The 25,949-nt window shown below is 62.7% G+C and carries 22 protein-coding genes and 2 pseudogenes; 4 read left to right on the top strand and 20 right to left on the bottom strand.

Annotated elements, in window-relative coordinates:
* Positions 1-48: 48 nt before the first annotated feature.
* The 4 genes and pseudogenes from F6X37_RS04745 to F6X37_RS04730 form a co-directional block, all read right to left on the bottom strand.
* Positions 49-2,448 (bottom strand): DEAD/DEAH box helicase, encoded by a 2,400-nt coding sequence (locus F6X37_RS04745; RefSeq protein ID WP_187610487.1) that lies wholly within the window; start codon positions 2,446-2,448, stop codon positions 49-51.
* 429 nt (positions 2,449-2,877) lie between these two features.
* Positions 2,878-3,826, bottom strand: a pseudogene (locus F6X37_RS37580) (nucleotidyl transferase AbiEii/AbiGii toxin family protein).
* Entirely contained in the window at positions 3,810-4,631 is an 822-nt protein-coding gene (locus F6X37_RS04735; RefSeq protein WP_187610486.1) for a type IV toxin-antitoxin system AbiEi family antitoxin domain-containing protein, read from the bottom strand. Before F6X37_RS04735 ends, F6X37_RS37580 begins: the two are co-directional and overlap by 17 nt.
* Positions 4,632-4,786: 155 nt before the next feature.
* Positions 4,787-5,803, bottom strand: a pseudogene (locus F6X37_RS04730) (tyrosine-type recombinase/integrase); the annotation flags it as partial.
* Positions 5,804-6,076: 273 nt separating this feature from the next.
* On the opposite strand from F6X37_RS04730, the gene F6X37_RS04725 reads away from it, so the two are divergent.
* Positions 6,077-6,886, top strand: coding sequence for a DUF5677 domain-containing protein (locus F6X37_RS04725; protein ID WP_187610485.1), 810 nt, complete (start codon positions 6,077-6,079; stop codon positions 6,884-6,886).
* Here the strand turns inward: F6X37_RS04725 and F6X37_RS04720 are convergent.
* The 5 genes from F6X37_RS04720 to guaB all read right to left on the bottom strand — a co-directional run bounded on the left by F6X37_RS04720 (position 6,858) and on the right by guaB (position 12,291).
* On the bottom strand, positions 6,858-7,709 hold the full coding sequence (locus F6X37_RS04720; RefSeq protein WP_187610484.1) for a DNA-methyltransferase: 852 nt from the start codon (positions 7,707-7,709) through the stop codon (positions 6,858-6,860). The two genes, F6X37_RS04725 and F6X37_RS04720, sit on opposite strands and share 29 nt — an antisense overlap.
* Positions 7,710-7,903: 194 nt before the next feature.
* A complete protein-coding gene (locus F6X37_RS04715) occupies positions 7,904-8,119 on the bottom strand; it encodes a hypothetical protein (RefSeq protein ID WP_187610483.1) in 216 nt (71 codons plus the stop codon).
* Between the two features lie 162 nt (positions 8,120-8,281).
* Positions 8,282-9,865, bottom strand: coding sequence for a glutamine-hydrolyzing GMP synthase (guaA, locus tag F6X37_RS04710; RefSeq protein WP_187610482.1), 1,584 nt, complete (start codon positions 9,863-9,865; stop codon positions 8,282-8,284).
* Between the two features lie 215 nt (positions 9,866-10,080).
* On the bottom strand, positions 10,081-10,824 hold the full coding sequence (locus F6X37_RS04705) for a hypothetical protein (protein WP_187610481.1): 744 nt from the start codon (positions 10,822-10,824) through the stop codon (positions 10,081-10,083).
* Positions 10,825-10,830: 6 nt separating this feature from the next.
* Positions 10,831-12,291: an IMP dehydrogenase gene (gene guaB / locus F6X37_RS04700; protein WP_187610480.1), complete on the bottom strand. Its 1,461-nt coding sequence runs from the start codon at positions 12,289-12,291 to the stop codon at positions 10,831-10,833.
* A 317-nt stretch (positions 12,292-12,608) separates the two neighbouring features.
* On the opposite strand from guaB, the gene F6X37_RS04695 reads away from it, so the two are divergent.
* Positions 12,609-13,595 carry a DMT family transporter gene (locus F6X37_RS04695; RefSeq protein WP_187610479.1) on the top strand — a complete coding sequence of 329 codons (987 nt, stop codon included), beginning with the start codon at positions 12,609-12,611 and terminating at the stop codon, positions 13,593-13,595.
* A gap of 70 nt (positions 13,596-13,665) precedes the next feature.
* Here F6X37_RS04695 and F6X37_RS04690 read toward each other — a convergent pair whose 3' ends face one another.
* Together F6X37_RS04690 and F6X37_RS04685 are read right to left on the bottom strand one after the other, a co-directional pair.
* Positions 13,666-13,998: an RnfH family protein gene (locus F6X37_RS04690; RefSeq protein ID WP_090800565.1), complete on the bottom strand. Its 333-nt coding sequence runs from the start codon at positions 13,996-13,998 to the stop codon at positions 13,666-13,668.
* On the bottom strand, positions 13,995-14,432 hold the full coding sequence (locus F6X37_RS04685; protein WP_018417666.1) for a type II toxin-antitoxin system RatA family toxin: 438 nt from the start codon (positions 14,430-14,432) through the stop codon (positions 13,995-13,997). Before F6X37_RS04685 ends, F6X37_RS04690 begins: the two co-directional genes overlap by 4 nt.
* A gap of 100 nt (positions 14,433-14,532) precedes the next feature.
* Here F6X37_RS04685 and smpB point away from each other — a divergent pair, with 100 nt between their 5' ends.
* On the top strand, positions 14,533-14,979 hold the full coding sequence (gene smpB / locus F6X37_RS04680; protein ID WP_013089686.1) for an SsrA-binding protein SmpB: 447 nt from the start codon (positions 14,533-14,535) through the stop codon (positions 14,977-14,979).
* A gap of 100 nt (positions 14,980-15,079) precedes the next feature.
* Here the strand turns inward: smpB and F6X37_RS04675 are convergent, their stop codons facing one another.
* From F6X37_RS04675 to ppsA, 3 genes are all read right to left on the bottom strand, one after another.
* Positions 15,080-16,027 carry an SPFH domain-containing protein gene (locus F6X37_RS04675; protein WP_184056883.1) on the bottom strand — a complete coding sequence of 316 codons (948 nt, stop codon included), beginning with the start codon at positions 16,025-16,027 and terminating at the stop codon, positions 15,080-15,082.
* Between the two features lie 87 nt (positions 16,028-16,114).
* On the bottom strand, positions 16,115-16,570 hold the full coding sequence (locus tag F6X37_RS04670; RefSeq protein WP_187610478.1) for an NfeD family protein: 456 nt from the start codon (positions 16,568-16,570) through the stop codon (positions 16,115-16,117).
* Positions 16,571-16,688: 118 nt separating this feature from the next.
* A complete protein-coding gene (gene ppsA, locus F6X37_RS04665; protein ID WP_187610477.1) occupies positions 16,689-19,091 on the bottom strand; it encodes a phosphoenolpyruvate synthase in 2,403 nt (800 codons plus the stop codon).
* A gap of 515 nt (positions 19,092-19,606) precedes the next feature.
* Between ppsA and F6X37_RS04660 the strand changes: the two genes are divergently transcribed.
* On the top strand, positions 19,607-20,422 hold the full coding sequence (locus F6X37_RS04660) for a pyruvate, water dikinase regulatory protein (protein ID WP_090800570.1): 816 nt from the start codon (positions 19,607-19,609) through the stop codon (positions 20,420-20,422).
* 58 nt (positions 20,423-20,480) lie between these two features.
* Here the strand turns inward: F6X37_RS04660 and F6X37_RS04655 are convergent, their stop codons facing one another.
* The 6 genes from F6X37_RS04655 to lpxD all read right to left on the bottom strand — a co-directional run bounded on the left by F6X37_RS04655 (position 20,481) and on the right by lpxD (position 25,934).
* Positions 20,481-21,269, bottom strand: a complete 789-nt coding sequence (locus F6X37_RS04655) for a TrmH family RNA methyltransferase (protein ID WP_090800571.1) — start codon at positions 21,267-21,269, stop codon at positions 20,481-20,483.
* 92 nt (positions 21,270-21,361) lie between these two features.
* Positions 21,362-22,111: a ribonuclease HII gene (rnhB, locus tag F6X37_RS04650; protein WP_090800573.1), complete on the bottom strand. Its 750-nt coding sequence runs from the start codon at positions 22,109-22,111 to the stop codon at positions 21,362-21,364.
* Complete coding sequence (gene lpxB, locus F6X37_RS04645; RefSeq protein ID WP_187610476.1) at positions 22,108-23,277, bottom strand: lipid-A-disaccharide synthase; 1,170 nt, start codon at positions 23,275-23,277, stop codon at positions 22,108-22,110. Before lpxB ends, rnhB begins: the two co-directional genes overlap by 4 nt.
* A 3-nt stretch (positions 23,278-23,280) precedes the next feature.
* Positions 23,281-24,069, bottom strand: coding sequence for an acyl-ACP--UDP-N-acetylglucosamine O-acyltransferase (gene lpxA, locus F6X37_RS04640; protein WP_184056892.1), 789 nt, complete (start codon positions 24,067-24,069; stop codon positions 23,281-23,283).
* A 101-nt stretch (positions 24,070-24,170) separates the two neighbouring features.
* On the bottom strand, positions 24,171-24,635 hold the full coding sequence (gene fabZ / locus F6X37_RS04635; RefSeq protein WP_006048683.1) for a 3-hydroxyacyl-ACP dehydratase FabZ: 465 nt from the start codon (positions 24,633-24,635) through the stop codon (positions 24,171-24,173).
* Positions 24,636-24,821: 186 nt separating this feature from the next.
* A complete protein-coding gene (lpxD, locus tag F6X37_RS04630; RefSeq protein ID WP_090800579.1) occupies positions 24,822-25,934 on the bottom strand; it encodes a UDP-3-O-(3-hydroxymyristoyl)glucosamine N-acyltransferase in 1,113 nt (370 codons plus the stop codon).
* Positions 25,935-25,949 lie beyond the last annotated feature (15 nt).

Genomic DNA, 25,949 nt, shown 5'->3' with positions numbered 1-25,949 from the left:
AGCAGGCCGCCTCGAAGATGCCTGCCCCAACTCCCACGTTCAGCGACTTTAGTTTGCGCTGCCGTTGCGCAGCAGAGCATCCGAGATCGTCGACAGCACCTCAGCCAGTCGTCTTGCCGTCTCGGGAGATGGCAGCGGCAACCTGAGACTTCGCGCGCCCGTCACGGCATCGCGCTCGACCCACGGGTGTGCGGCAACCGCGCCATCGCCCGGCTCATTCAACGCCGACACCAGCGCCGCGCCGAACTGCAGCAACCCTGACCACGGTTCGAAGGACGCGCCTCGTTGCGCTGTATCGATGGTCGAAGCTTGAGGCCGCTCGCCGGTACCGGCGAGGTCGGTTTCCACGACGCTCGCGTCACGCGCCGCGTCGCCGGACACGACTGCGCCGCTCGCGGCTTCCTCCGCCGCGGCCATGACCTCGCTCTCTCCCATCCGCCCCGCGACGTTTTCGACATCCTTCATGAAGCGGGTCAGGCGCGAACCACCGAGCAGAATTTCGCTGGCGCCGCCATCGAGGATGCCTTCCGCCAGCGAGCGCTTGAAAGCCAGCACCGACAGCATGCCCTCCTCGATCGTTCCCTTCGCGATGTAATTGACGACTTGTACCGGCTTTTTCTGGCCCAACCGATAGATGCGCGCGATGCGCTGTTCCAGCACCGCCGGGTTCCACGGCAGATCCATGTTCACGAGCGTCGACGCGTGCTGGAGGTTGAGCCCCGTGCTACCTGCGTCCGTCGACAGAAATACCCGACAGTCCGAATCGTCCCGAAAGCGCTGCACCAGCGCGGGCCGATTTTCCGACGGCACGCCGCCATGGAAGCTGACGTAGCCGATGCCGAGCTTCTTGAGCCGGCGAATGACTATCTCATGCGTGCGCGTCCATTGACTGAACACCACGACTTTCTCGTCCGGCTGCGTGAAAAGCGACTCGAACAACGTCGCCAGCTCGTCGGCCTTCACGCCATGATCGGTTTCCTGGTCCAGCAGATAGGTGCTGTTGCACGACATGCGCATGTTCTGCAAAGCACAGGTGAGGCGCCGCTGGTCCTGATCCGACAGAAACCTGGTGTTACGCCAGCGCCGGACGATTTTGGCCACGATGTCCGCGTTTTCCGTGTGATACGCCATCTGCAGCTCGGTCATGGGCACCAGCAGATTCTGGTCGGTGCGCCCGGGCAACTGCAGCAGCACCTCGGACTTGCGACGCCGTATCATGATCGGTGCCAGGGTCTGGCTGATCTTCTCGAGGCCCGTGTATCCCGTCACGCGTCCCGCCTCGTCCTTGAGCTGATGTTCGTGCAGCAGCTTCCACGTGGGCCCGAGACGGTGCTGGTCGACGAATTGAACGATGGAAACGAGTTCCTCCAGCTTGTTTTCGAGAGGCGTTCCCGTCAGCACGACGGCATAGGGGCTGTCGATTCGCTTGAGAGCCTTCGCCGCAATGGTGTTCCAGTTCTTGATGCGCTGCGCCTCGTCGACGATGACCAGCTCCGGCGCCCACGCGGAAATCATGTCAAGGTCCGATTTCAGCTTTTCATAGTTGGTGATCTTGTAGAGATCCTGGGCCGCATATTCGCCCCGCCTCTGGGCAAGGCCGCCCGCGACTACCCTCGAAGCGTGGCCGGAGAACCGCGTGATCTCGCTCTGCCACTGATACTTGAGCGAAGTCGGGCAAATCACCAGCACTTTCGACACGCCAAAATGCCGGATCAGGATTTCCGCCGCCGCGACGGCCTGCACCGTCTTGCCCAGGCCCATTTCGTCGCCGATCAAGGCGCGCCCGGCACGCACGGCGAACAATGCGCCTTCGGCCTGGTACGGATAGAGCGGCACCTTGAGCAGCTTCTTCAGCGAGGGCGTCGCCCCGCCTTGCGGAAACTGCCCGTCGAGCATCCTGGCACGGCGCGCCGCATCGTTTCGGCCGGCGATGAAATCGAGCGCGTCGTCATGGGCGCGCAATTCGTGCCCGGCCTTCGCCACCGTGGAGAGAAAGCGCCCGAGATCTTCGAAACGGTCCTCCGGCAGATGCCATCGCCGAGACTCGTCGAACAAAGCGGCGGCCGCTTTGGCTACCTTTGCCGGACAATCCGCGCCGGCGCGAAAATGGACCGCTCGCCCTCCCTCGTTTCGCAAATACAGCTCCGAGAATGCGGGCTGATAACCACGGGCGAAGGCCGCCTTTGCGCCTCGCTTGCGCAGCAGTCGCGACAAGGTAAATTCAATGTGCTTGCAGGTGCCGAGTTCGTTTGTGGCGTAATCGGGACAGTCGCAAAAGTTGTCGCCCGGGCAGGCCCCACGAATCGACACGCGATAGCTGAAGTTCGACTCCGGATTGCCGACGCGGAATTCGGAGAAATACGTCTCCGTCCCGAGATTCTCCAGCGAGAACGCTTGCTCTTGCCCGAATTGCCGACGCAAGGCGCGCTGCCAGTCGGCGGGCGACATGTGATCGGGGGCGTGGATGCGGGAAAGCTTCGAGGATCGACGTGACTTGGTGGAAGAGTGTTTGCTAGTCATGACTTGACGTGATATTTGCGCGACCGACCCGCTCAAACAATGCGAAGTCCAGCGGGTCTCGGATTGCCTCCCACGCGGGCAGATCCAGTCAATCCGCCAACGGCTGAATCCGCCCCTCGGATCGAGTCCGTAAGGCGTCCTTGATTGCCTACCGGCTCGGTAAAAAAGAGGACACACAGTATATCCCAGGCCTCGTCCTCCATCGCCCGCAGATTCGACACACAAGGTGGCACTCAGCACCGGCACTACCTCATTCTCGGGCAATAGTTTCGGCACGTAACAATCCACTGCAATCCCTGCCTTGACCTAACTCATAGACCCCTGAGAAACCGCGAATCGTCGCGTAAGCACCTCGCCTCATCTGGCACCGACGATCCGAGCCAGTGTTTCTTCCAACAGGGTCCGATCCGCCGCACGCTTGACGTCGGTACGCTGGGCCAAGTTATGCAGCTTGCGTAGCACAGCCGGCAAATTGGCCGCATGCGGAAGTCCAATCAGGTCGAATTCCGGCTGCTGATCCTCAATGGATCGTAGGAACGCACACGATGGCTCATCTAGCCAGTCGACCACACGTGCCAACAGGCGCTCATGGATGCCTAGTAAGACTTCGACTTCAATCGGCTCAGCCGTCATGCCCTTGAAGTGCGCATCGAAGGTCGCTGCGAAATCCGCAGGCACGCGAGGCGCTAGCATCTCCCAGGCAGGCTTGGGACTACAGGTCATGTAGACAAGAAAGGTACGTCAGAGCACCTGGTCCGCCCGTTCGTCTTCCAACAACAAGCCGACATCGAACAGATCGCGCGGATGCTGCCTCGACAATGCTGCGGCAAGCTTGCCGGCATAGAGGTCGGCGAAGTCCAGCACCTGCACCGAGGCGAAACCGAACGCCTCTTCGACCCTCGGGCGCACCACCATGTTCCGCGCTGGATGCACCGTACCGCGCATGACCGGCGTTGTCTCGATCTGCACACGCGCACGACCGCGGCTGGCCACCCAACCGCGTGACGCCAGCGCCCTCACCTGCCGACAACTGCACCTGTAATTGCAGGGGCCGGGCACGCAACACATCGGCCAGTCGCACGAGCGCTTCTGCGATCAGCTTCGCATCCTCGGCATAGTCATGCACCGGCAACCAGGCCAGATCAATGTCTACCGACAACCGTGGCAAGTCGTGCTCGAACAGGTTGATAGCCGTGCCGCCCTTGAGCGCGAACCTCGGCTCCTGTGCCAGCACCGGTAGGATCTCGACCAACAACCGAACCCGGTCGGTGTAGCGGCGATCCCAGTGATCAAGCCAGGTGTTCATCGAGGTCTCCCGGCAAGGTGATCTGATAAGCCGGATGCAGACGACCGCTAGGCACCAGCGCACGCTTTCCCCGCCCCAGATCGACGCCATCCATCGGCACGTGTGACAGCCACGCGTGCCGATGGCGATCGGCGAGCGCCAGGAACAGCCGCTTGGCCTTGATGCTGCGGCAGTGGCGCAGCATCAGGCCAACCCGCTGCGGCCGCAGCGTCGTCATGGCCTGCATCAGCGCATCCACCTCGTAGACCAGCGCCGCATCTGATACGCCATCGCACAATTCCAGCATGGCTCGTTCCGGCGTTGAACAAACCAGGGCATCGGCACCGGGAGCAGCCTGGTGCCACGCCAACCCCTGATCCGACAGCTCCGCCTCGGATACCTCTACCGTGAACGACACGGGTGGCAGATCAAATGCCCCCTTGCCCAGATACTCGACGCGCTGCGCCAATGGGAGCTTGCAGAGCCAACCCGGAGGCCGTCCCGGCCCATACAGCGTGACCGTCCCCACATCGCCCAGGCGCAGGTAGTGTTCGTGCCCCTGCAGGCCGAGCGCGAAACGGCCTCCAACGTGCAGCGGCATCCCTTCACCGACCTGCAGGCTGCGAATCACGCCCTCCCACTGCAGGCGGCCTCCCTTACGCATATAGACGCCGCGCGCAGGCGACACCAGCCACCCGCTGCTCACGTAGCGCGCGACGAGGCTGTTGGAATAGTCGTGAACCCGCAGCCATCGACTCGACACCAGACGCGTATCGCCCAGTTCGGTCAGTAGGAGGTTCAATTTTCCTGTATTTTGATCACCCATAGTGATCAAAATACACTTCTTATAAACCCCTGCCAAGCCCTACGAGTTCGATAGAGGGGGAAAAACAATCACTCATAGTGATCGTTTTTAGACGACTACAAACCAATCGATGACTAGCAGTCGCCGACGCAAGGAAAACCATCGTTCCCTCCCCCTTACACCGTCGCACTCAGTACCGGCACGACCACGTTCTCCGGCATCAGCTTCGGCACGTAGGTCTGACCACCGCCCCGGGCATCTACCAGGTTGGCCCACTCTTGCAGCATGTGGCGCCGCTGCTCGGCGTACTCGGCCTTGTTGTAGACCGAGCGTGAGGAACGTCCCTCCTCGTGCGCCAAGCACTTCTCGATCCAGTCGCGGTTGAAGCCGATTTCGTTCAGCAGCGTCGAGCCGGTACGGCGCAGATCATGGACCGTGAACGATTGCAGCGGCAGCCCTTTGGTTTTTGCCGCCTCCGCCACGAGTTGCGTGACCCGATTCAAGGTTGCGTTGGACATGCAACGCTGTGCATCGTAACGGGAGGGAAAAACGAACCTTGAGCCGGCCGCGCAGGCGTGCAACGTCACGAAGATGTCGAGCGCCTGGCGCGACAGATAGACCACATGCGGATCGCGTCCCTTCATCCGCTGCTTCGGAATCGTCCAGGTCTTGCCCTCGAAATCGACCTCATCCCAGGTGGCCTGGATCAGTTCGCTCTTGCGCACCAGTGTCAGCAGGATCAGGCGCAGCGCCAGCTTGATCGTCGGATAGGTTGCCACCGATTCCATCTGCTGCACCATCAGCCGGATTTCCAGCGGCGACAAGGCGCGATCCTTCGGCACGAAGGTGGCGATCGAGGCCGCACCCACGCTGTTCGCCGGGTTGTCCACCTTTTCACCGTGGGCGATGGCGTAGACGTAGACCTGCTTCACGATGTCCCGAATCTGCACCGCAGTGGCGGGTGCCCCGCGCTCCTTAACCCTGTTGCACAACGCCCGCAGGTCTTCAGGCTGGATTTCGGTCAGCAGGCGGTTCTGGAAAACCGGCAGGATGTCCCGGTCGATGATGTGCTTGCGCATGGCGCGGGTGCTGTCGGCCAACTTCGCGTTGGCCAGCCATGTCTCCATCGCCGTGCCAAAGGTTTTGATAGCAAGTACCCGGCGTTTCTCGCGCTGCTTTTCGAGCGCGGGCGATGTTACAGCAATTTCTCGATAGTTGGCGATAGTCCCCGAAGGACGTATTTTCATTCCCACTCACTCATCAATGAGCGTTGTAACTCATTGAATTCAATGCGTTTTACGCGACTCACTTTTCTCGATACCACGCTAAATACCATAGCCAGAAAATGCTCGAATTAGCCGTATAAGAATTGATCCGAACGCTCACTCCTACCGTGCAGAAGCCATCCAAAGCTTGCTACGGTAGACTCATCGTATGCCCTTTCGACGACAACACGGAGAACATGGATGCCCAGCGGCTTCAACGATGTAGGGTTTCTTGGCGATGATCTTGATGGATGGCGAGACACTGTTCGCGCCGAGTTCCCGGAGTCCTTCGCCATCGCAGACCGGATGAACCGAATGGGGATGCGGATGATCCACGAGTTCCCAGATGGCGAACTGCCAGAACATAGGGTGCTTGCAATCGCAGCCTTCTATCGGGCGCTTCAATCATTCCAGTCTGCGATCCTCCTTTCAGAACGTGGCGCACTGGCGGAAGCCCGCGCCCTTGCCCGCCTCTGCTGCGAAGCTGTGATCGTGACGGGCGGACTGTTGAAGGTCGAAGGAACTCTCGAAAAACTGCATGAGGATCATGCGAAGCATTGCCTGTCCTTGGCCAACTCGATGATTGAGATGAATCGAGCCGCGAGGAACGGCAGAGACTTGACGCAATTTGAGCAGGAAGTGGCACGCGTAAAGGAGGAGTATCCACAAGAGAATGGGCCGCAGTCGATCAAGTGGGCACCATTGGCTGTGCAAGCTGGCCTTGCCCAGTTATACGAGCTTTCGTATCGCTTCCCATCAGGGGATGGCGCGCATGTGACGCTCGGCGCGCTTCATAGACACTTCGACAAGGACGAACAGGAAGATTTTGTCGGGATGATCTTCCATCCCGACAAATCAGACCTACGCGCCACTCTCCTGTCCGCGAATGCCGCGCTCATACACCTGCTTGGCCTCGCCCAAGAGTTCATGGGGCTGAACCACTACGAGGCCGAGATGCGCGACCTTCTGTTGCAATGGGCAGTTAGCCGTGAGGAACTTGGGCTTCAGTAGCGGATAGGTCGGCAGACTCGCCGCGCTTGTCGAGTGCCGCCTCGATGCGCTGTTCGGCAATCGCCAAGTATTCTTGGCTAATCTCGATTCCGACAAAACGGCGGTCGGCCAAAACGGCCATCTTCCCGGTAGTTCCACTGCCTAAGAACGGGTCAAGAACTACGTCGCCGGGGTTCGACCAACTTAGGATATGGTCACGCGCAAGCGCTTCAGGGAACGCGGCAGGATGACCGCTCTTGGAATTGCCTTTGTTTGTGGCCATACGCCACACGTTCCACCTAGCCCCGAACTCCTTTATGGAATTGCCGTAGCATGAGGCGCGGGATGTTGAGCCGCTAGCATTGCGCCCCGTACCAGTAACCTTTCGGCCAAAGCTTACATTATGCCGATCATGGATTATGTTCCTTGTAGAAGGCGCACCTCTTGAAAACACAAACATATATTCAAAAGATTGTTGATACCTGTTCTTGTCGGGAAACGATATAGCGTCTTTCTCGTAAATCATGGTGTCATGCAGTTTGAATCCGCATACGTCTAGAAAGAACAGCGCATGGCGGAATGACGTGCCTGTTTCACTCCCATTGACCGTCGCATCACCAATTACCCAAACCACCACGCCCCCCGGCTTGGTTACGCGGCTCAGTTCACGGGCAATATTCTCGAAATCAAACGTATATCCGTTATAGGTACGCAGGTTGTCGTAGGGCGGACTGGTAACGGTCAGGTCGATTGAGTCCGACTCCATGCTTCGCATCACATCGAGGCAGTCGCCTTGATGAAGGCTGAACGGCTTTTCTTGGAATTTTTTTGCGTCGTTAAACATTGTCAGCAATCGGTTATGTGATTGCTCAATCCTGATCCACGACCAAAGCTGAAAATCCCGCCAGTTTCCTTAACCAAGTCCTATTGATAATCCGGTCGCGAAATCAACGAGACGGCGTCTGACAGGCACCGAAAAAGAAGGTTTCAGGCGATTTCTGCACGTGGTATCGCCCGCCAAGACTTTCTTTTTTGATATCAAACGTTTGCGCGAGCATAGGCGATGGCGCGATGGTATCGGCCTGTTACTGACGGCTGTTTCGATACCATGATTCCGAAGTGTTGTTTTTTAGGATCAAACCATTGATGGGCAACGGTTAGCGCGATTTCGATACCACGTGAAACCGGATCATCAATGCGTGGTATCGCCGCGCCTGCGGCGGCAGTGAAAATTGATACCAGTGAAAGTGCCACGCCTAGAAAGTGCTCACCCGTGCTTTTCAGCAGTTCTTACCGTTAGACGGGGCGTTTCAGCGTTCTTATTGACGATGTGAAAAAACCCGCAGAATCACGGGTTTAGGTGGGTTTGATGCCTGTAGATGCTTGGCCCTGCCAGATTATGCACCAAAATGGTGCCTACTCCCACTCGATCGTCGCAGGCGGCTTCCCCGAGATGTCGTAGACGACCCGGTTGATCCCGCGCACTTCGTTGATGATCCGGTTCGACACATGCCCAAGCAGTTCATGCGGCAGATGCGCCCAATGCGCGGTCATGAAGTCGAGCGTCTGCACCGCGCGCAACGCGACGACGTACTCGTAGGTGCGCCCGTCGCCCATCACGCCGACGCTCTTGACCGGCAGGAACACCGCGAATGCCTGGCTCGTCAGGTCGTACCACGACTTGCCGGTTTCCTTGTCGATCGTGTTGCGCAGCGTCTCGATGAAAATCGCGTCCGCGCGGCGCAGCAGGTCCGCGAAATCGCGCTTCACTTCGCCGAGGATCCGCACGCCCAGACCCGGACCCGGGAACGGATGGCGATACACCATCGAGTGCGGCAGACCGAGCTTCACGCCAAGCTCGCGCACTTCGTCCTTGAACAGCTCGCGCAGCGGTTCGAGCAGCTTCAGGTTCAGCGTCTCCGGCAGACCACCGACGTTGTGGTGGCTCTTGATGGTTTGCGCAGCCTTCTTGCCCTTGCCCGCCGATTCGATCACGTCCGGATAGATCGTGCCTTGTGCCAGCCACTTCGCGTCGGTCAGCTTGCCGGCTTCGGCCTGGAACACTTCGACGAACTCCGCGCCGATGATCTTGCGCTTCGCTTCAGGATCGGTCACGCCGGCGAGCTTGCCGAGGAATGCGTGGCTCGCGTCGACGTGAATCACCTTCACGCCAAGGTGATCGGCGAACAGCGCCATCACCTGCTCGGCTTCGTTCAGGCGCAGCAGGCCATGGTCGACGAACACGCAGGTCAGTTGATCGCCGATCGCGCGGTGCAGCAGCGCCGCCGCCACCGACGAATCCACGCCCCCCGACAAGCCCAGAATGACGTGCTCGTTACCGACCTGCTCGCGAATCTTCGCGACGGCTTCGTCGATGTAGTGGCCCATTTCCCAATCGGCCTTCGCGCCGCAGATCTTCAGCACGAAGCGCTCGAGCATCGCGCGGCCCTGCACCGTGTGCGTGACTTCCGGATGCCATTGCAGGCCATAGAAGCGGCGCTGCTCGTCGGCCATCGCGGCGATCGGGCACGATTCCGTCGATGCCATCAGCGCGAAACCCGGCGGCATCTCCAGCACCTTGTCGCCGTGGCTCATCCATACCTTCAGCATGCCGTGGCCTTCGGACGTGGTGAAGTCGCTGATGCCTTCGAGCAGGCTCGTATGGTTGCGCGCGCGCACTTCGGCGTAGCCGAATTCGCGCAGATGACCGATGTCGACCTTGCCGCCGAGCTGCTGCGCCATCGCCTGCATGCCGTAGCAGATGCCGAGCACCGGCACGCCGAGTTCGAACACGGCTTGCGGCACGCGCGGCGTGTCTTCCTCGGTGACCGAGCTCGGACCGCCCGACAGAATCACGCCCTTCGGCGCGAAGTCGCGGATGAACGACGCGTCGACGTCGTACGGATGGATTTCCGAATACACGTTGGCTTCGCGAACGCGACGTGCAATCAGTTGGGTGACTTGCGAACCGAAGTCGAGAATCAGGATCTTGTCATGCATGGCAGCGGACGGAATCAGAAGTGAGCGGATACGGAATGCCGCGCGCGAGGCGCGGCGTCGAATTCAAAGCGGTCCGCGCGGCGACGGTCTTGGCGCAGCGCGGACAGCCAACATTACGATGAAGCACAAGGGCGCGGCCGACCACGGAACTCGCCGCCTGTGATGCGCGCGAACGAAATCCGCTAGCTTCGGCAAACGGCCTGGCGCGCGGCGCTTCAACCATGAAACGGCGGGCGGGGTGCGCCGGGCACGTCGTTGCTGGTGTCGCGCGCGGCGCGTTCGGACTCGCTCAGGCCGGGCTCGCTTGCGGCCGGATGAAGCGGCGCGGGAGTGGCAACGGAAGCCGCGGCAGCCGGATTGGCCGGCCGCGTGACCGGCACGACGGGCTCTGGCACCGGCTCGGCGTGATAGACCGGAAAGCCCGCTGAGGCACGTGGCTCGCGCGCGTTGTCGCGTTCGGGTTCACGCTGCCGTGCGGCATCCTTTTCGGCCTCTTTCGCGGCACGCTTATCGGCACGACTGTCGGCCTTGCTCGACGAGGGCTTGATCACGATCCCCTTCTCGCGCCGCCGCACCGCACCCGACAGTCGCACGCCGCCGAGCCCGATCACCACCAGCACCACACCGGCCAGCACCGCCACCATCTGGCCGAAACCGGTCAGCGACGGCGTATGCAGCCCCAGCAGCCAGACCAGCATCAGCACGCCGATCAGCCAGTGCACATGACCGACGACCTTCGCGACCGTCGAGGTCAGCGCCCCGTCGAACGACGCATGCACCGCGAGCCACGCGAGCCCGATCAGCGCGACGCCGAACGCCTGGCCGACCAGAGTCGGCTCCGTTGGCACCAGTTGCAACGCGTCGTACAGCGAGGTCCACGGCGTCAGCACGAACAGCAGGCCGAACGCCAGCAGCAACAACGCATCGAGGATCAGTACAACGCGCAGCAGTGGCTTCATGGGCGTTTAGTCCACGTGGTAGTTGGGCGCTTCCTTGGTGATTTGCACATCGTGCACATGCGACTCGCGCAGGCCCGCACCGGTGATCTGCACGAACTCGGCCTTCTCGTTCATTTCGGCGATGGTGCGGCAGCCGCAGTAGCCCATGCTCGCGCGCACGCCGCCGATCAGCTGGAACAGGATCGCGTTGACCGAACCCTTGTACGCGACGCGACCTTCGATGCCTTCCGGCACCAGCTTGTCGATGTTGGCCGAGTTGTCCTGGAAGTAGCGGTCCGCCGCGCCGTCCTTCATGGCGCCGACCGAGCCCATGCCACGGTACGACTTGTACTGGCGGCCCTGGTACAGGAATACCTCGCCCGGCGACTCCTCGGTACCGGCGAACATGCTGCCCATCATGACCGCGCTGGCGCCCGCCGCGAGCGCCTTGCTGACGTCGCCCGAGAAGCGCACGCCGCCGTCGGCGATGACCGGCACGCCGGTGCCGTTCAGCGCTTCGGACACGTTGGAGATAGCGGTGACCTGCGGCACGCCGACGCCTGCGACGATTCGCGTCGTGCAGATGGAGCCCGGGCCGATACCGACCTTGACGCCGTCCGCGCCGTATTCGACGAGCGCCCTGGCGGCCGCAGCGGTTGCGATGTTGCCGCCGATCACCTCGACGTGCGGGAAGTTCTGCTTGACCCACTTGACGCGCTCGAGCACGCCCTTGCTGTGGCCATGCGCGGTATCGACGACGATCACGTCGACGCCGGCCTGCACGAGCAGTTCGACGCGCTCTTCGTTGTCCGCGCCGACGCCGACCGCCGCGCCCGCGCGCAGCTTGCCGTGCTCGTCCTTGCATGCATCCGGGTGCTCGGTCTGCTTGGTGATGTCCTTGACGGTCATCAGGCCGCGCAGTTCGAAGGCGTCGTTGATGACCAGCACGCGCTCGAGGCGGTGGCTGTGCATCAGCGCCTTCGCTTCGGCGAGCGGCGTGCCTTCCTTGACGGTGACGAGACGCTCGCGCGGCGTCATGATGTTGCGCACCGGCTCGTCCAGACGCTCTTCGAAGCGCAGGTCGCGATTCGTCACGATGCCGACGAGCTGCGAGCCCTCGACGACCGGGAAGCCCGAAATGCCATGCTGGCGCGACAGTGCGATCACGTCGCGCACTTTCATATGCGGCGGCACGGTGATCGGATCGCGCACGACGCCCGACTCGAAACGCTTGACCTTCGCGACTTCACGCGCCTGCTCGGCCGGCGTGAGGTTCTTGTGGATGATGCCGACGCCGCCCATTTGCGCCATGGCGATTGCCAGACGTGCTTCAGTGACCGTGTCCATCGCGGCGGACACGAGCGGCATGTTGAGGGAGATGTTGCGGGTCAGCCGGGTCTTGAGGCTGGTGTCGCGCGGCAGAACATCGGAGAAGGCCGGGACGAGGAGCACGTCATCGAACGTGAGTGCTGTTTGGATCAGACGCATGGCAAATCCTATAGGCGCAAAAGCGAATTATACGCGATACCACCCCGGTTTTCACTGCGCGAACAGCAGCTTAGCGAATTTCAGACGATTTTTTGCCGCTCCCGCCTGCGTCGATTTCGCTTGCCTGTTCGCGTCGGGTTCGATCGGGTTTCGTTTGCGCGTTCGCAGGCGAAATCGGAGCAGAGCCGGCGGCATTTTCGCGGCACGTACCCTGTCGAGCGGCGGTCGAGCGGCCTGAATGCAGGATCGAACAAGACGCCCCGCGCGCAAAACCGCTATTCTGCCGGCCATTCCAGTTTATCCAGCAGAGGCAGTCGATGCAGCGCGGTGTCGTATATGGCGTCATGGCCGGAGCCTTGTGGGGCATGGTGTTTCTGGTGCCGCGGGTGCTGCCCGACTTCTCCCCGCTCCTGCTCGTCGCCGGCCGCTACTCGATGTACGGCGTCGTGTCGCTCGCCGCGGCGCTGCCGATCGCGCGTTCCCTCGCCAAACGGCTGAGCCGCGAGGATCTGATCGCGCTCGTCAAGCTCGCGCTGGCCGGCAATATCGTCTATTACCTGCTGCTGACGGCCGCCGTGCACCTGATCGGAATCGCGCCGGCCTCGCTGATCGTCGGCGTGCTGCCGGTCACGGTCACGCTGGTCGGCCGGCGCGATCACGGCGCGGTGCCGCTCGCGCGCCTCGCATGGCCGCTCGCGACCGTGATGGCGGGCATCGTCTGCATCAATATCGACGTCTTTACGGTGGCCGGCGCGGCGCCGGTGAGCATCGCGACGCGCCTGCTCGGCGTGGCCTGCGCGGTGGGCGCGCTCATCTGCTGGACCTGGTTCGCGGTCGAGAACGCCCGTTACCTGCAGCGTCAGACGCATTTCAGCGGCAATGAGTGGTCGGTGCTGTGGGGCGTCGTGACTGGCGCGCTCGGCGGCGCGTTGTGGCTCGTGGTCGCGGTGCTGCCGTCGGGCGGCCCGCAGGGTGAATTGGCCGACCCGCGCTGGCGCACGTTCTGGCTGCTCAACCTCGCACTCGCGATCGGCGCGTCGTGGCTCGGCAACGGCCTGTGGAATGCCGCGGCAAAACGGCTGCCGCTAACGCTGTCCGGCCAGATGATCGTGTTCGAGACGCTGTTCGCGCTGCTTTACGCGTTCATTTACGACGAGCGCCTGCCGCGCCCGCTCGAACTCGCGGCGATCCTGCTGCTGGTGGCGGGGGTCTGGTGGTCGGTGCGCCGGCATTCGGACGACGATTCGTCGGGTGCGGCGCGCATCGAGGGGATGAACGATAAGGCGCAGACGGCGGCGCCTTGAGGTGATGTGACGCGATGATGCAAGACGGGCGGCGCGCGAAAAAGTCCGCCGCCCCCCCAACTAGCGCCGCCTAGCGCGAATCCTTGTTCAACCAACGCCGCCCCTCGATCGACCCCGCCTTGCGTGTCTTTTCGACGCGGCGTTGGCGCGACACCTTCGGATCCACCAGCAACGGCCGGTAAATCTCGACGCGATCATGGTCGGCCAGCACTGTATCGAGCGGTTTGAGCTTGCCGAACACGCCCACCTTCTGCGTGTTCAGATCGATCGACGGAAAGCGCTGCAGAATCCCGCTTGCGCCGATCGCCTGTTGCAGCGTCGCGCCCGCGGGCAACTCGACCGCAATCAGCGCCTGCTCGGCAGCGAGCGCATAGCAGACCTCTACCGTTAGCCGCGCGCTCATGACTGACCATAGCGCTGGTTGGCGCGCTTCACGAAAGATTCGACGAAGGTATTGGCGATGTGATTGAACACCGGCCCGATGATCTTCTCGAGCAGGATGCTGGTGAACTCGTAGTGCAGCGCGAATTCGATCTTGCACGCATCGGCGCGCAGCGGCGTGAAGCGCCAGAAACCGGTGAACTTGCGAAACGGACCGTCGGCGAATTCCATGTCGATGCGCGTGGGGCGCTCCATCGAGTTACGCGTGGCGAAATGCTGCTTGATGCCCTTGAAGTTGATATCGATCCTCGCCTCCATGCTGGTGTCGTCCCGGTGACGAATTTCGATGCCCCCGCACCATGGCAGGAACTTGGGGTAATCGTCGACGTCGGTGACGAGGTCGAACATCTGCTCCGCCGAGTGGCGAATCAAAACGGTTTTCTGGACATCTGCCATAAATTGAACAGCGCGTGGCAACGGTGGACGAGCGCCGCGGGCTTTCCTTGCCCCGCTTTGCTAAAATCGTGATTTTAAACGAGTTGGGCACTTTCCATTCATGAGCATCATAGACAACAGAAAAGCCTTCTACGACTACTCGGTCGAGGAACGCTATGAGGCAGGCCTCGTGCTCGAAGGATGGGAGGTCAAGGCGTTGCGCGCCGGGCGCGGCCAGATCAAGGAAGGCTACGTGGTGATCCGCAACGGCGAGCTGTTCCTGATCGGCACGCACATCAGCCCGCTGCCCGAAGCGTCGACGCACATCCATCCCGACCCGGTGCGCACGCGCAAGTTGCTGCTGCATAGCGAGGAGATCAGCAAGCTGATCGGCAAGGTCGAGCAGCGCGGCTACACGCTCGTGCCGCTGAATTTTCACTACAAGAACGGTCGCGTCAAATGCGAGATCGGTCTCGCGAAGGGCAAGAAGATGCACGACAAGCGCGAGACCGAGAAGAAACGCGACTGGGAGCGCGAGAAGGCGCGCTTGATGCGCTCGCCGACCTGAACGCGATTCGTTTCCGGCTCATGCAAAAATGGCCCGCGCATCGATGTGCGGGCCATTTGCTTTTACGTCACGCGCTCATTGCGCATGCATTGCCCGTTCGTCAGCGCAAGTCGCCGCGCGGCGGCTCCGCTGCCGCCTTGCTCCTGTTCACGATGGTCAGCGCCGACGCGATCATCGAACTCATGTTCGACATGTCGCCCGGCACGATCAGTGTCGTGCCCTGCCTGGCGAGGTTCGAGAACGCGTTCACGTACTGTTCGGCCACCTTCAGATTCACCGCGTCCATGCCGCCGTTCAGCTGGATCGCCGCCGCGATCTTCTGGATCGCCTGCGCGTTCGCCTCGGCTACCGCCAGAATCGCCGCGGCCTGCCCCTGCGCCTGATTGATCGCTGCCTGACGCTCGCCCTCGGACTTCTGGATCGCCGCCTCGCGGCCGCCCGACGCGATATTGATCTGCTCCTGCTTGCGCCCTTCCGATGCCGCGATCAGCGCGCGTTTCTCGCGCTCGGCGGTGATCTGCGCCTGCATCGCGTGAAGGATTTCCTTTGGCGGCGTCAGGTCCTTGATCTCGTAGCGCAGCACTTTTACGCCCCAGTTCGCGGCCGCCTCGTCCAGCGCGGACACGATGCTGTGATTGATGAAATCGCGCTCCTCGAAGGTCCGGTCGAGCTCCAGCTTGCCGATGACCGAGCGCAGCGTGGTCTGCGACAACTGCGTGATCGCGAACACGAAGTTGCTCGATCCGTACGATGCCTTCATCGGATCGGTGACCTGGAAATACAGCACACCGTCGACCTGCAGTTGCGTGTTGTCGCGCGTAATACAGACCTGGCTCGGCACTTCGAGAGGAATTTCCTTCAGCACGTGCTTGTACGCGACCCGGTCGACGAACGGGAACGCGAAGCTCAGACCCGGCGTCAGCGTCGCGTGATAACGGCCGAGGCGCTCGAGCACCCACGCATGCTGCTGCGGCACGATCTTGATGGTCTGCGACGCGAGCATGATCACGACGATCAGCAGCACTGCCCCGACGATGGTTGAATCCATATCGCTACCCTCCGATTCTGCTTCGAATAGTTGTGCGCAGGTTGGTCGGGCCTGCGTTTTCAGCTTGGGCGGCCGGCGCTCAGGTCGTCAGGTCGCGCTCGCGCGCGCCTTCGGCTGCCGCCTCGCGACGACGACGAGGCAACTGCCCCGCAACTCCTTGATCTCGTAGACCTGCGCGTCTTCGGGTTCGCCCGCGGCCAGCTCGATGTCCCATGCCGCGCCACGATAGGTCGCGCGTGCTTTGCGCCCCTGCCAGGCCGGCACGTTCAGCGTCTGCCCGATATCCAGATTGACATCCGGATTGCGCGACGCCTGCTCGCGCCTACGACGGCCGAATCGCGAGCGTCTGAGCACCACGACCGCCGCGAGCGCGACCAGCGCCGCCACTACGAATTGCAGATCGGTCCCGGCGCCGGCAATGCGCGCAAGCGCGGCCGCGACGAAGCCGAACGCGATCATCAACAGATAGAAGGTGCCGCTCATCAGCTCCAGCACGACAAGCACACCCGCCCCGATCCACCAGAACAGTCCACCAGGCGCCACGTCGACCTCCACAAAGCAAAACACCCCGGTTCTACCGGGGTGTTTATAGCACGAAGCGCACGTGCCTTTAACGCGTGCCGAATGCCGCCTGCGAAAGCGGCATTCGATACCTCGCGAGTTACTGCTTCGCCTTTGCCAGCTGCTGCCACGTATCGATGATCGTGTCGGGGTTGAGCGAGATCGACTTGATGCCTTCGTCAGTCAGCCATTGCGCGAAGTCCGGATGATCCGACGGCCCCTGGCCGCAGATACCGACGTACTTGTCGAGACGCAGACAGGTTTCGATCGCGCGCTTGAGCAGGAACTTGACCGCTGGATCACGCTCGTCGAAATCGACCGCGAGCAGCTCCATGCCCGAGTCGCGGTCGAGGCCGAGCGTGAGCTGCGTCAGGTCGTTCGAGCCGATCGAGAATCCGTCGAAGTACTGCAGGAACTCTTCCGCGAGGATCGCGTTCGTCGGCACTTCGCACATCATGATCAGACGCAGGCCCTTCTCGCCGCGCTTCAGGCCGAACTTCGCGAGCAGCCCGACCACGCGCTCCGCCTGCTTCAGCGTACGCACGAACGGCACCATGATCTCGACGTTGTCGAGGCCCATCTCTTCACGCACCTTCTTCAGCGCAACGCATTCCATCTGGAACGCCTCGGCGAAGTCTTCCGCGATATAGCGCGACGCGCCGCGGAAACCCAGCATCGGGTTTTCCTCGTCCGGCTCGTAGCGCGAGCCGCCGATCAGCTTCTTGTACTCGTTCGACTTGAAGTCCGACAGACGCACGATGACGGGCTTCGGATAGAACGCCGCCGCGATCGTTGCGATACCTTCGGTCAGCTTGTCGACGTAGAACGCGCGCGGCGACGCGTGACCGCGCGCGACGCTTTCGACCGCCTTCTTCAGGTCCTGATCGACGTTCGGGTACTCGAGGATCGCCTTCGGGTGCACGCCGATGTTGTTGTTGATGATGAACTCGAGCCGCGCGAGACCCACACCTGCGTTCGGCAGTTGCGAGAAGTCGAATGCGAGCTGCGGATTGCCGACGTTCATCATGATCTTCACCGGAATCGGCGGCAGTTCGCCGCGCTGCACTTCGGTGACTTCGGTTTCGAGCAGGCCGTCGTAGATCTTGCCTTCGTCGCCTTCAGCGCACGACACGGTGACGAGTGCGCCGTCCTTCAGCACGTCGGTCGCGTCGCCGCAGCCGACCACGGCCGGCACGCCCAGCTCACGCGCGATGATCGCCGCATGGCAGGTGCGGCCGCCACGGTTCGTGACGATTGCCGACGCACGCTTCATGACAGGCTCCCAGTTCGGATCGGTCATGTCGGCGACGAGCACGTCACCCGGCTGCACGCGGTCCATCTCCGAGGGGTCGTGGATCACGCGCACCGGACCCGCGCCGATCTTCTGACCGATCGCGCGGCCCGTTGCCAGCACGTTCGACTGGCCCTTCAGCTTGAAGCGCTGCTCGGCCTTGCCGCCGCCCTGGCTCTTCACCGTTTCCGGACGCGCCTGCAGGATGAAAATCTTGCCGTCGCGGCCGTCCTTGCCCCACTCGATGTCCATCGGACGCTGGTAGTGCTTCTCGATGATCACCGCGTACTTCGCGAGCTCGATCACGTCTTCGTCGGTGATCGAGAAGCGGTTGCGCTGTTCGTGCGCGACGTCGACGGTCTTCACGCGGCCCGGCTCGCCCGGCTTCGTGAACTCCATCTTGATCAGCTTCGAGCCGATCGAGCGGCGGATGATCGGGTACTTGCCCTGCGCGAGCGTGGTCTTGAAGACGTAGAACTCGTCCGGATTCACCGCGCCCTGCACGACGGTTTCGCCGAGGCCATAGCTCGACGTGATGAAGACGGCGTCCTTGAAGCCCGATTCGGTGTCCAGCGTGAACATCACGCCCGCGGCGCCGACGTCCGAACGCACCATGCGCTGCACGCCCGCCGACAACGCGACTTCAGCATGCGTGAAGCCCTTGTGGACGCGATAGGAGATGGCGCGGTCGTTATACAGCGACGCGAACACGTGCTTCATGCGATCGAGCACGTCGTCGATGCCGACCACGTTCAGGTAGCTTTCCTGCTGACCGGCGAACGATGCGTCCGGCAGGTCTTCCGCGGTCGCGGATGAACGCACGGCAAACGACAGCTCCTCGGGCGAGCTCTGTTGCAGCGTGTCGAACCCCGCGCGAATGTCAGCCTCGAGCTGCGGCTGCAGCGGCGCGTCGACGATCCATTGACGGATCTCCTTGCCCGCTTCGGCGAGCGCCTTCACGTCGTCGACGTCGAGCGTCTCGAGACGTTTGGCGATGCGCTCGGTCAGATCGTTGTGCTGCAGGAAGTCACGGAACGCGAGCGCGGTGGTCGCGAAGCCGGTCGGCACGCGCACGCCGGCTTCGGCGAGCTGGCTGATCATCTCGCCCAGCGACGCGTTCTTGCCGCCGACGATCTCCACGTCGGTCATCCGCAACTGCTCGAACGGAACTACATACGCCTTGTCCTTTGCGACGGTAACTGCGTTAGTCATACAAGCCCCTAAGTGTGAAAGAAATTCACGACTGTGCAAGTGGGCTTGAACACGGGCAGCCCATTGGAAGCCTCGACCCCGTGTCTTGCACAACCTGTTAGATAAGCAATCGCCTGGACGGCGGAGATGCGTTGCATGGCGCGCCGGCCGTGGCGCGCGAGGCGGAGCATCGAAGAACGCGGTTGAGCGGACTTACCGCTCGATCTGTTGCGTTCAACGCATATTGACATTAGATAACGTGACGTTGAACGACCGTTCGCGGCAAGTTAGCGGCCAATCGCCTGCAATTGCTTATCCAACAGGTTGCCGCTATTCTACCGTGCCGACTCCTGAAATGTGGCAGTCGGTCGAGAATTGCGCCTCGAATCGCGCGCCGACCGAGCCAGCGGGCTTTTGCGGGACCGCCCGCGCGGGACGCGAGCGTGGCGCGCCCGCCGCCGCGCGGTTTGTATTCGAGCGCGTTGTCGCGCTCGCGCTTTCCGGCTCATTTGCCTTTCACGTTCACAACTCCTCTGATGCCGCCCACCGTATTCATCGTCTCAGACGGTACCGGGATTACTGCCGAAACCTTCGCGCATTCGATCCTCTCCCAGTTCGACCAGAAATTCCGCCTGGTCCGCGTGCCTTTCGTCGACTCGACCGAGAAGGCCTATGCGACGCTCGAAAAGATCAACGAAGCGGTCGTGCAGGACGGCCGTCGCCCGATCGTGTTCACCACGCTCGTCGATAGCTCGTCGAATCAGATCGTGAAGGGTTCGAACGCGCTCGTGCTCGACATGTTCCAGACCTTCGTCGAGCCGCTCGAGCAGGAACTGGAACTGAAGTCGAGCCACGCGATGGGGCGCGGCCACCAGAACGCGGACACCGAGGAGTACAAGAACCGGATCGAGGCGATCAATTTCTCGCTCGCGCACGACGACGGTCAATCGAATCGCAATCTCGCAGACGCCGACGTGATCCTCGTCGGCGTGTCGCGCAGCGGCAAGACCCCGACGAGCCTTTACCTGGCGATGCAGTACGGCGTGAAAGCGGCGAACTATCCGCTGATTCCCGAAGATTTCGAACGCGGCAAGCTGCCGACGCCGCTACGCGAGCATCGACAGAAGATGTTCGGCTTGTCGATCGATCCGCAGCGGCTGTCGGAGATCCGTAACGAGCGGCGGCCGGGCAGCAAGTATGCGGCGCCGGAAAACTGCCGCTATGAGATCAACGAAGCCGAAACGATGATGCGGCGCGAGGGGATCAAGTGGCTGTCGTCGACGCACAAGTCGATCGAGGAAATCGCGACGACGATCCTGCAGGAGATCAAGCTGGATCGGCCGTCGTATTGAGGGATGGCCGAGCAGGCGTTGCGTTGCCGGGCCAGAGCCCTCGCAACGCCACTTAAGTCTACTTTTTGCGCCCGCGCTGCTGCCGGCACTGCTCGAACACGCAGACCGCCGCCGCGGCCGCCACGTTCAGCGACTCCATACCGCCGGGCTGCGGAATCGTCACCCGCAACGACACGGCATCGCGCCACGCCTGCGACACGCCTGCCCCTTCGTTGCCGAACACCCACGCGAGCGGCCTGCTCAGGTCGCTGTCATAGATCGCTTCGGCACCGTGCGAATCGGTGATGACGATCGGTACCGCGAGCCGTTCGATCAGCGCACGCGCTTCGACATCCTCATGAATCTGCAACAGGAAGTGCGCGCCCATCCCCGAGCGCAGCACCTTCGACGACCACGCGTATGCGGTACCCGGCGCGCAGAACACGTGCTCGATACCCGCAGCCGCTGCGCTGCGCAGAATCGAGCCGACGTTGCCCGCGTCCTGCACGCCGTCGAGCACGAGACAGTTTTGCTCGACGCGCTCGGGCAGCGGTGCGTCGAGCTTCTCGACGAGCAGCAGAATCCCGACCCCATGCACGACATTCGACAACTGTCCGAACAACGCATCCGGCAGCGTCACGAGCCGATGCTCGTCGATGCGTGACACGATCGCCTGCGCTTCGTCGTGACGCAACGCGCCGTCGGTGACGACGCATAGCTCCGGCTGACCTGCGACGTCGAGATACGTGCTTGCGAGATGGAAGCCCTCGAGCAGCGCGTGGCCGCTGCGGCGCTGTTGATGCGTCGAGCCGGCCAGTGCCTTCAGGCGCTTGTAGAGCGGATTGTCCCGCGAGGTGATGGCTTTCACAGGCAGCGAAGGCGGTGAGAAGGGAAAAGGAATCAGCGGCAATCAACGGCGCGCAAGCGCGGAGCGCGCTCGAGCCGCGCTGATGGGGTCGGTCACGCGAAGCCGGCTTCGCCGAACGCATCGTCGTCGAGCAGCAGCGCGTCGGCCACGATGACGGCGTCCGCCGACGGCAACGGCACGCCAGTGCCGAACCTCAAATGCGCTTCGCGCACCGGCGCGAACGATCGCCGATGATGCTCGCACGGCCCATGCTCGCGCAGCGCCGCGAGATGCTGCGGCGTGCCATAACCGGCATGCGCGTCGAAGCCGTACATCGGATACGCCTGGTGCAGTTCGACCAGCATGCGGTCGCGCGTGACCTTCGCGAGAATCGACGCCGCCGAGATGCTCTTCACGAGCGCGTCGCCGCCAATCACCGCCTCGCTACGGATGCTGAGCGTCGGGCAACGGTTGCCGTCGATCTTCACGAGCGTCGGCACGACCGACAGGCCCTCGACCGCGCGCTTCATCGCGAGCATGGTGGCGTGCAGGATGTTCAGCGAATCGATTTCCTCGACTGTCGCCGACGCGACGCAGTACGCGAGCGCACGCTCGACGATCTTGTCGTACAGCGCTTCACGCTTGAGTGCGCTCAGCACCTTCGAATCGTCGAGGCCGCGGATCATCGGTTTGGCGGGATCGAAAATCACCGCCGCCGCGACGACCGGACCGGCCAGCGGTCCGCGCCCTGCTTCGTCGACGCCGCAGACGATGTCGTCGGCGCTCTCGAAGTTCAGGCCGGCTTGCGCCACTACCCGAACGGTGGCCGCGATCTTCCGGCGAGGCGCGCCCGCGGCGGTCATGGCCGCCCCGCCCGCTGCTCGACAACGCTCGCCACGACTTCAGCCGCGCGCTGCGCGGTGTTCTGCTTCAGCACGTGATGCATCTCCGTGAAGATTTCCTTCAGCGTGCGCCGGTTCGCCTCGTCGCGCAACTGCTTCAGCGTCGCCTCGGCGAGCGCCTGCGGCGTCGCGAAGTGCTGCAGGATCTCCGGCACCACGAAACGCCCGGCCAGGATGTTCGGCAGGCCGACGTACGGCAGATAGCCCTGGCGGCGCATGATCTGCCCGGTCAGCCAGGGCACCTTGTACGAAATCACCATCGGCTTTTTCAGCAGCGCGGCTTCGAGCGTGACGGTGCCGCTCTTCACGAGAATCGCGTCGGCGGCGGTCATCGCGAGTTGCGACTGGCCTTCGGTGATGGTCAGCACGAGGCCCGGATGCGCATCGACGAGCGGCTGCAGCAGCGCACGCAACGCGGGCGTCGCCGCCGGCATCACGAAGCGCACGCTGGGCTCCTGGTGCTGCATCATCTCCATCGCCGCGAAGAACGTCGGGCCGATCAGGTCGATCTCGGAGCGCCGGCTGCCCGGCAGCACCGCGATCACCGGCCCGCTTTCCGCGAGACCGAGTGCGCGGCGCGCACCGAGGGTGTCGGGTTCCAGCGGGATCTGATCGGCCAGCGGATGCCCGACGTACGACGCCGCGACACCCGCCTTTTCGAGCAGCGCGGTTTCGAACGGGAACACGCACAGCATGTGGTCGACGGCCTTGGCGATCTTCTTGATGCGCCCGCCACGCCACGCCCAGATGGACGGGCAAACGAAGTGCACGGTCGGAATGCCGGCGTCGCGCAGTGCGTGCTCGAGCCCGAAATTGAAGTCGGGCGCGTCGACGCCGACGAACACGGACGGCGGTTCGGCGAGCAACTGACGCTTGAGCTCATTGCGGATACCGAGGATTTCAGGAATGTGCCGCAGTGCTTCGACATAGCCGCGCACCGTCAGCTTTTCCATCGGCCAGTGGGCGTCGAAGCCCGCGGCGATCATGCGCGGACCGCCGATGCCGTAGTACTGCGTGGCGGCCGGCAACCGGCTGGCGAGGCCGTCGAGCAGCGACGCGGCGAGCAGGTCGCCGGACGGCTCGCCGGCCACCATCGCGACGCGCAGCGGACTGGGTTGCAACGTCATCGGTTAGCGGATGATGCCGCGCTGCGACGCTTCGACGAACGCGAGCAGCGTCTGCACCGGGGCGTCGCCGTCACCGCCGGCCGAACCGAGTTCCTTCAGTTGCACCTTCGCTTCTTCGAGCGACAGGCCGTTCTTGTACAGCACGCGATACGCGGTGCGCAGCACCGAGATCGCGTCGGCCGAGAAGCCGCGGCGACGCAGCCCTTCGACGTTGATGCCGTGCGGCTCGGCCTTGTTGCCCGCGGCGATCACATACGGCGGCACGTCCTGCACGAGCGCCGACGCGCCGCCGAGCATCGAATGCGCACCGATGCGCACGAACTGATGCACGCCCGACATGCCGCCGATGATCGCGTAGTCGCCGATCGTCACGTGACCGGCCATCTGCGCGTTGCTCGACAGGATCACGTTGTTGCCGACGTGGCAGTCGTGACCGATGTGCACGTAGGCCATGATCCAGTTGTCGTCGCCGAGCGTGGTGACGCCCGCGTCCTGCACCGTGCCGGTGTGGATCGTCGTGAACTCGCGGATCATGTTGCGGTTGCCGATCACGAGCCTGGTCGGCTCGTCCTGGTACTTCATGTCCTGCGGACGCCCGCCGACCGATGCGTAATGGCCGATGCGGTTGTCTTCGCCGAGCGTGGTATAGCCTTCGATCACGCTGTGCGAGCCGACCGTGCTGCGCGCACCGATCGTCACGTGTGCGCCGATCACCGCATAGGGCCCGACTTCGACGGATTCGTCCAGCTGCGCGCCCGCTTCGATGATCGCGGTGGGATGGATCCTGCTCATGCGTCCTCGCTTCTGATTCTGTTGCGTTGTGTGGATGGCCTTGCCGTCAGGGCCGCCGCGCGCGTGCCTTGCCGCGCCGCGACCTGCCCCGACGCGGGCTTTTACGCGTCTTTGTCCGTGTGGCGCACCGCGCACATCAGATCGGCTTCCGCCGCGACGACGCCATCCACTTCGGCGCGCGCCTTGAACTTCCAGATGCCGCGCATGTGACGCTCGAACGTGCAGTTCAGGATCAGCTGATCGCCCGGTTCCACCACGCGCTTGAAGCGCGCGTTGTCGATGCCGACGAACAGGTACAGCGTGTTCGACGGATCGCTCGGCTCTTCCGAGAACGTCAGCAGCGCCGCGGTCTGCGCGAGGGCTTCGAGGATCAGCACGCCTGGCATCACCGGCCGCGTCGGGAAATGTCCCTGAAAATACGGCTCATTGATCGACACGTTCTTCAACGCTTTGATGCTCTTGTGCGGTTCGAGTTCGAGCACCCGGTCGACTAGCAGGATCGGATAACGATGCGGCAGCAGCGTGAGAATCTTATGAATGTCGAGATTGATTTTTTCGGTGCTCATGGTGTTTCTGCTCACGCATTGACTGCGCGATGATGACTGCGGATGCTGGGTGCAGGTGGGTTGAAAACGCGCACGACCGGCGCCTCTGATGACCGGTGGTCGTGCCACCCGGTCACGGCCACCGGCTTTGCTTCACGATGCTCGACCACTATTTTACGCGGTGCGGATGGGTCGCCGGGATAACTGTCAGATCTTGTTGCCTGCGGGTTGACCTGCGGCGCCGTCAGTGGCATTGCCGGCTTTGTCGACGGTGGCGTTCTCCAGCGCTTTGATGCGATCGCGAAGCTTGTCGATATTGCGCAGCAGCGCGGCGCTTTTGTTCCAGTCCGCGTGGTTCACGGCCGGGAACGCGCTCGTGTACATGCCGGGCTTCAGCAGCGACTTCGACACGCCCGACTTTGCGGTGACGATCACGTAATCGGCGAGCGTCACGTGTCCGGCAATGCCGACCGCTCCGCCGATCATGCAATGACGGCCGATGGTCGTGCTGCCCGCGATGCCCGCGCAGCCCGCGATCACCGTGTAGGCGCCGACCTTGCAGTTGTGGCCGATCTGCACGAGGTTGTCGATCTTCACGCACTCCTCGATGATCGTGTCGGCCATCGCGCCGCGGTCGATCGTGGTGTTCGCGCCGATTTCGACGTCGTTCGCGATCGACACGCCGCCGACCTGCGGAATCTTGACCCAACTGCCGGTGCGTGCGTCGCCCTCGCCGACGAAGTCGGGCGCGAAGCCGAAGCCGTCCGAGCCGATCACCGCGCCCGCGTGGACGATCACGCGCTCGCCGAGCTTGCAGCCGTGGTACACGGTCACGTTCGGATACAGATGTGAGTTCGCCCCGACGCGGGTGCCGCGGCCGATTACGACGTTGGCGTCGAGCCGCGCGTGCTCGCCGATCACTGCGCCCGCTTCCACGGTGACACGCGGACCGATCACCGCGCTCGCGGCGACCTGGGCGGAAGGATCGATGGTTGCGCTCGGATGCACGCCGGGGACCGCTCTCGGCGCGGCCAGGTCGATGAAGGTTTGCGCGATGCGCGCAAAGTAAGCGTAGGGATTTGGCGTGACGATGAAGTTTCGAGCTTCGCGCGAGGCGAGCTTCGCGAGGTCGCCGGCATTGATCAGCACTGCGCCGGCGCGGGTCGTTTCGACCTGCGACAGATACTTCGGATTGGCGAGGAACGCCAACTGGTCCGGGCCGGCCTGGTCGAGCGGCGCAAGACTGCTCACGCGCTGCGCCCCGTTACCGACTACTTCACCGCCGAACCGCTGGACGATGTCCTCGAGCGTAAATGCCATGCCTATCCTGTCTCC

It is taken from the genome of Paraburkholderia sp. 31.1 (assembly GCF_014397645.1).
GTDB lineage: Bacteria > Pseudomonadota > Gammaproteobacteria > Burkholderiales > Burkholderiaceae > Paraburkholderia > Paraburkholderia tuberum.
This window is presented reverse-complemented; position numbering and strand designations above follow the sequence as displayed.

Excerpts from the sequence above, each read along its gene's own strand:
- fabZ (WP_006048683.1), bottom strand. The coding sequence starts at position 24,635 with ATGAGCACCGAAAAAATCAATCTCGACATTCATAAGATTCTCACGCTG.
- lpxA (WP_184056892.1), bottom strand. The coding sequence starts at position 24,069 with ATGAGCAGGATCCATCCCACCGCGATCATCGAAGCGGGCGCGCAGCTG.
- lpxD (WP_090800579.1), bottom strand. The coding sequence starts at position 25,934 with ATGGCATTTACGCTCGAGGACATCGTCCAGCGGTTCGGCGGTGAAGTA.
- guaA (WP_187610482.1), bottom strand. The coding sequence starts at position 9,865 with ATGCATGACAAGATCCTGATTCTCGACTTCGGTTCGCAAGTCACCCAA.
- F6X37_RS04745 (WP_187610487.1), bottom strand. The coding sequence starts at position 2,448 with ATGTCGCCCGCCGACTGGCAGCGCGCCTTGCGTCGGCAATTCGGGCAA.
- rnhB (WP_090800573.1), bottom strand. The coding sequence starts at position 22,111 with ATGACCGCCGCGGGCGCGCCTCGCCGGAAGATCGCGGCCACCGTTCGG.
- guaB (WP_187610480.1), bottom strand. The coding sequence starts at position 12,291 with ATGCGTCTGATCCAAACAGCACTCACGTTCGATGACGTGCTCCTCGTC.
- F6X37_RS04735 (WP_187610486.1), bottom strand. The coding sequence starts at position 4,631 with ATGGGTGATCAAAATACAGGAAAATTGAACCTCCTACTGACCGAACTG.
- F6X37_RS04685 (WP_018417666.1), bottom strand. The coding sequence starts at position 14,432 with ATGGCAGATGTCCAGAAAACCGTTTTGATTCGCCACTCGGCGGAGCAG.
- F6X37_RS04705 (WP_187610481.1), bottom strand. The coding sequence starts at position 10,824 with ATGAAGCCACTGCTGCGCGTTGTACTGATCCTCGATGCGTTGTTGCTG.
- F6X37_RS04690 (WP_090800565.1), bottom strand. The coding sequence starts at position 13,998 with ATGAGCGCGCGGCTAACGGTAGAGGTCTGCTATGCGCTCGCTGCCGAG.
- F6X37_RS04675 (WP_184056883.1), bottom strand. The coding sequence starts at position 16,027 with ATGGATTCAACCATCGTCGGGGCAGTGCTGCTGATCGTCGTGATCATG.
- ppsA (WP_187610477.1), bottom strand. The coding sequence starts at position 19,091 with ATGACTAACGCAGTTACCGTCGCAAAGGACAAGGCGTATGTAGTTCCG.
- F6X37_RS04725 (WP_187610485.1), top strand. The coding sequence starts at position 6,077 with ATGCCCAGCGGCTTCAACGATGTAGGGTTTCTTGGCGATGATCTTGAT.
- F6X37_RS04695 (WP_187610479.1), top strand. The coding sequence starts at position 12,609 with ATGCAGCGCGGTGTCGTATATGGCGTCATGGCCGGAGCCTTGTGGGGC.
- lpxB (WP_187610476.1), bottom strand. The coding sequence starts at position 23,277 with ATGACGTTGCAACCCAGTCCGCTGCGCGTCGCGATGGTGGCCGGCGAG.
- F6X37_RS04660 (WP_090800570.1), top strand. The coding sequence starts at position 19,607 with ATGCCGCCCACCGTATTCATCGTCTCAGACGGTACCGGGATTACTGCC.
- F6X37_RS04720 (WP_187610484.1), bottom strand. The coding sequence starts at position 7,709 with ATGTTTAACGACGCAAAAAAATTCCAAGAAAAGCCGTTCAGCCTTCAT.
- smpB (WP_013089686.1), top strand. The coding sequence starts at position 14,533 with ATGAGCATCATAGACAACAGAAAAGCCTTCTACGACTACTCGGTCGAG.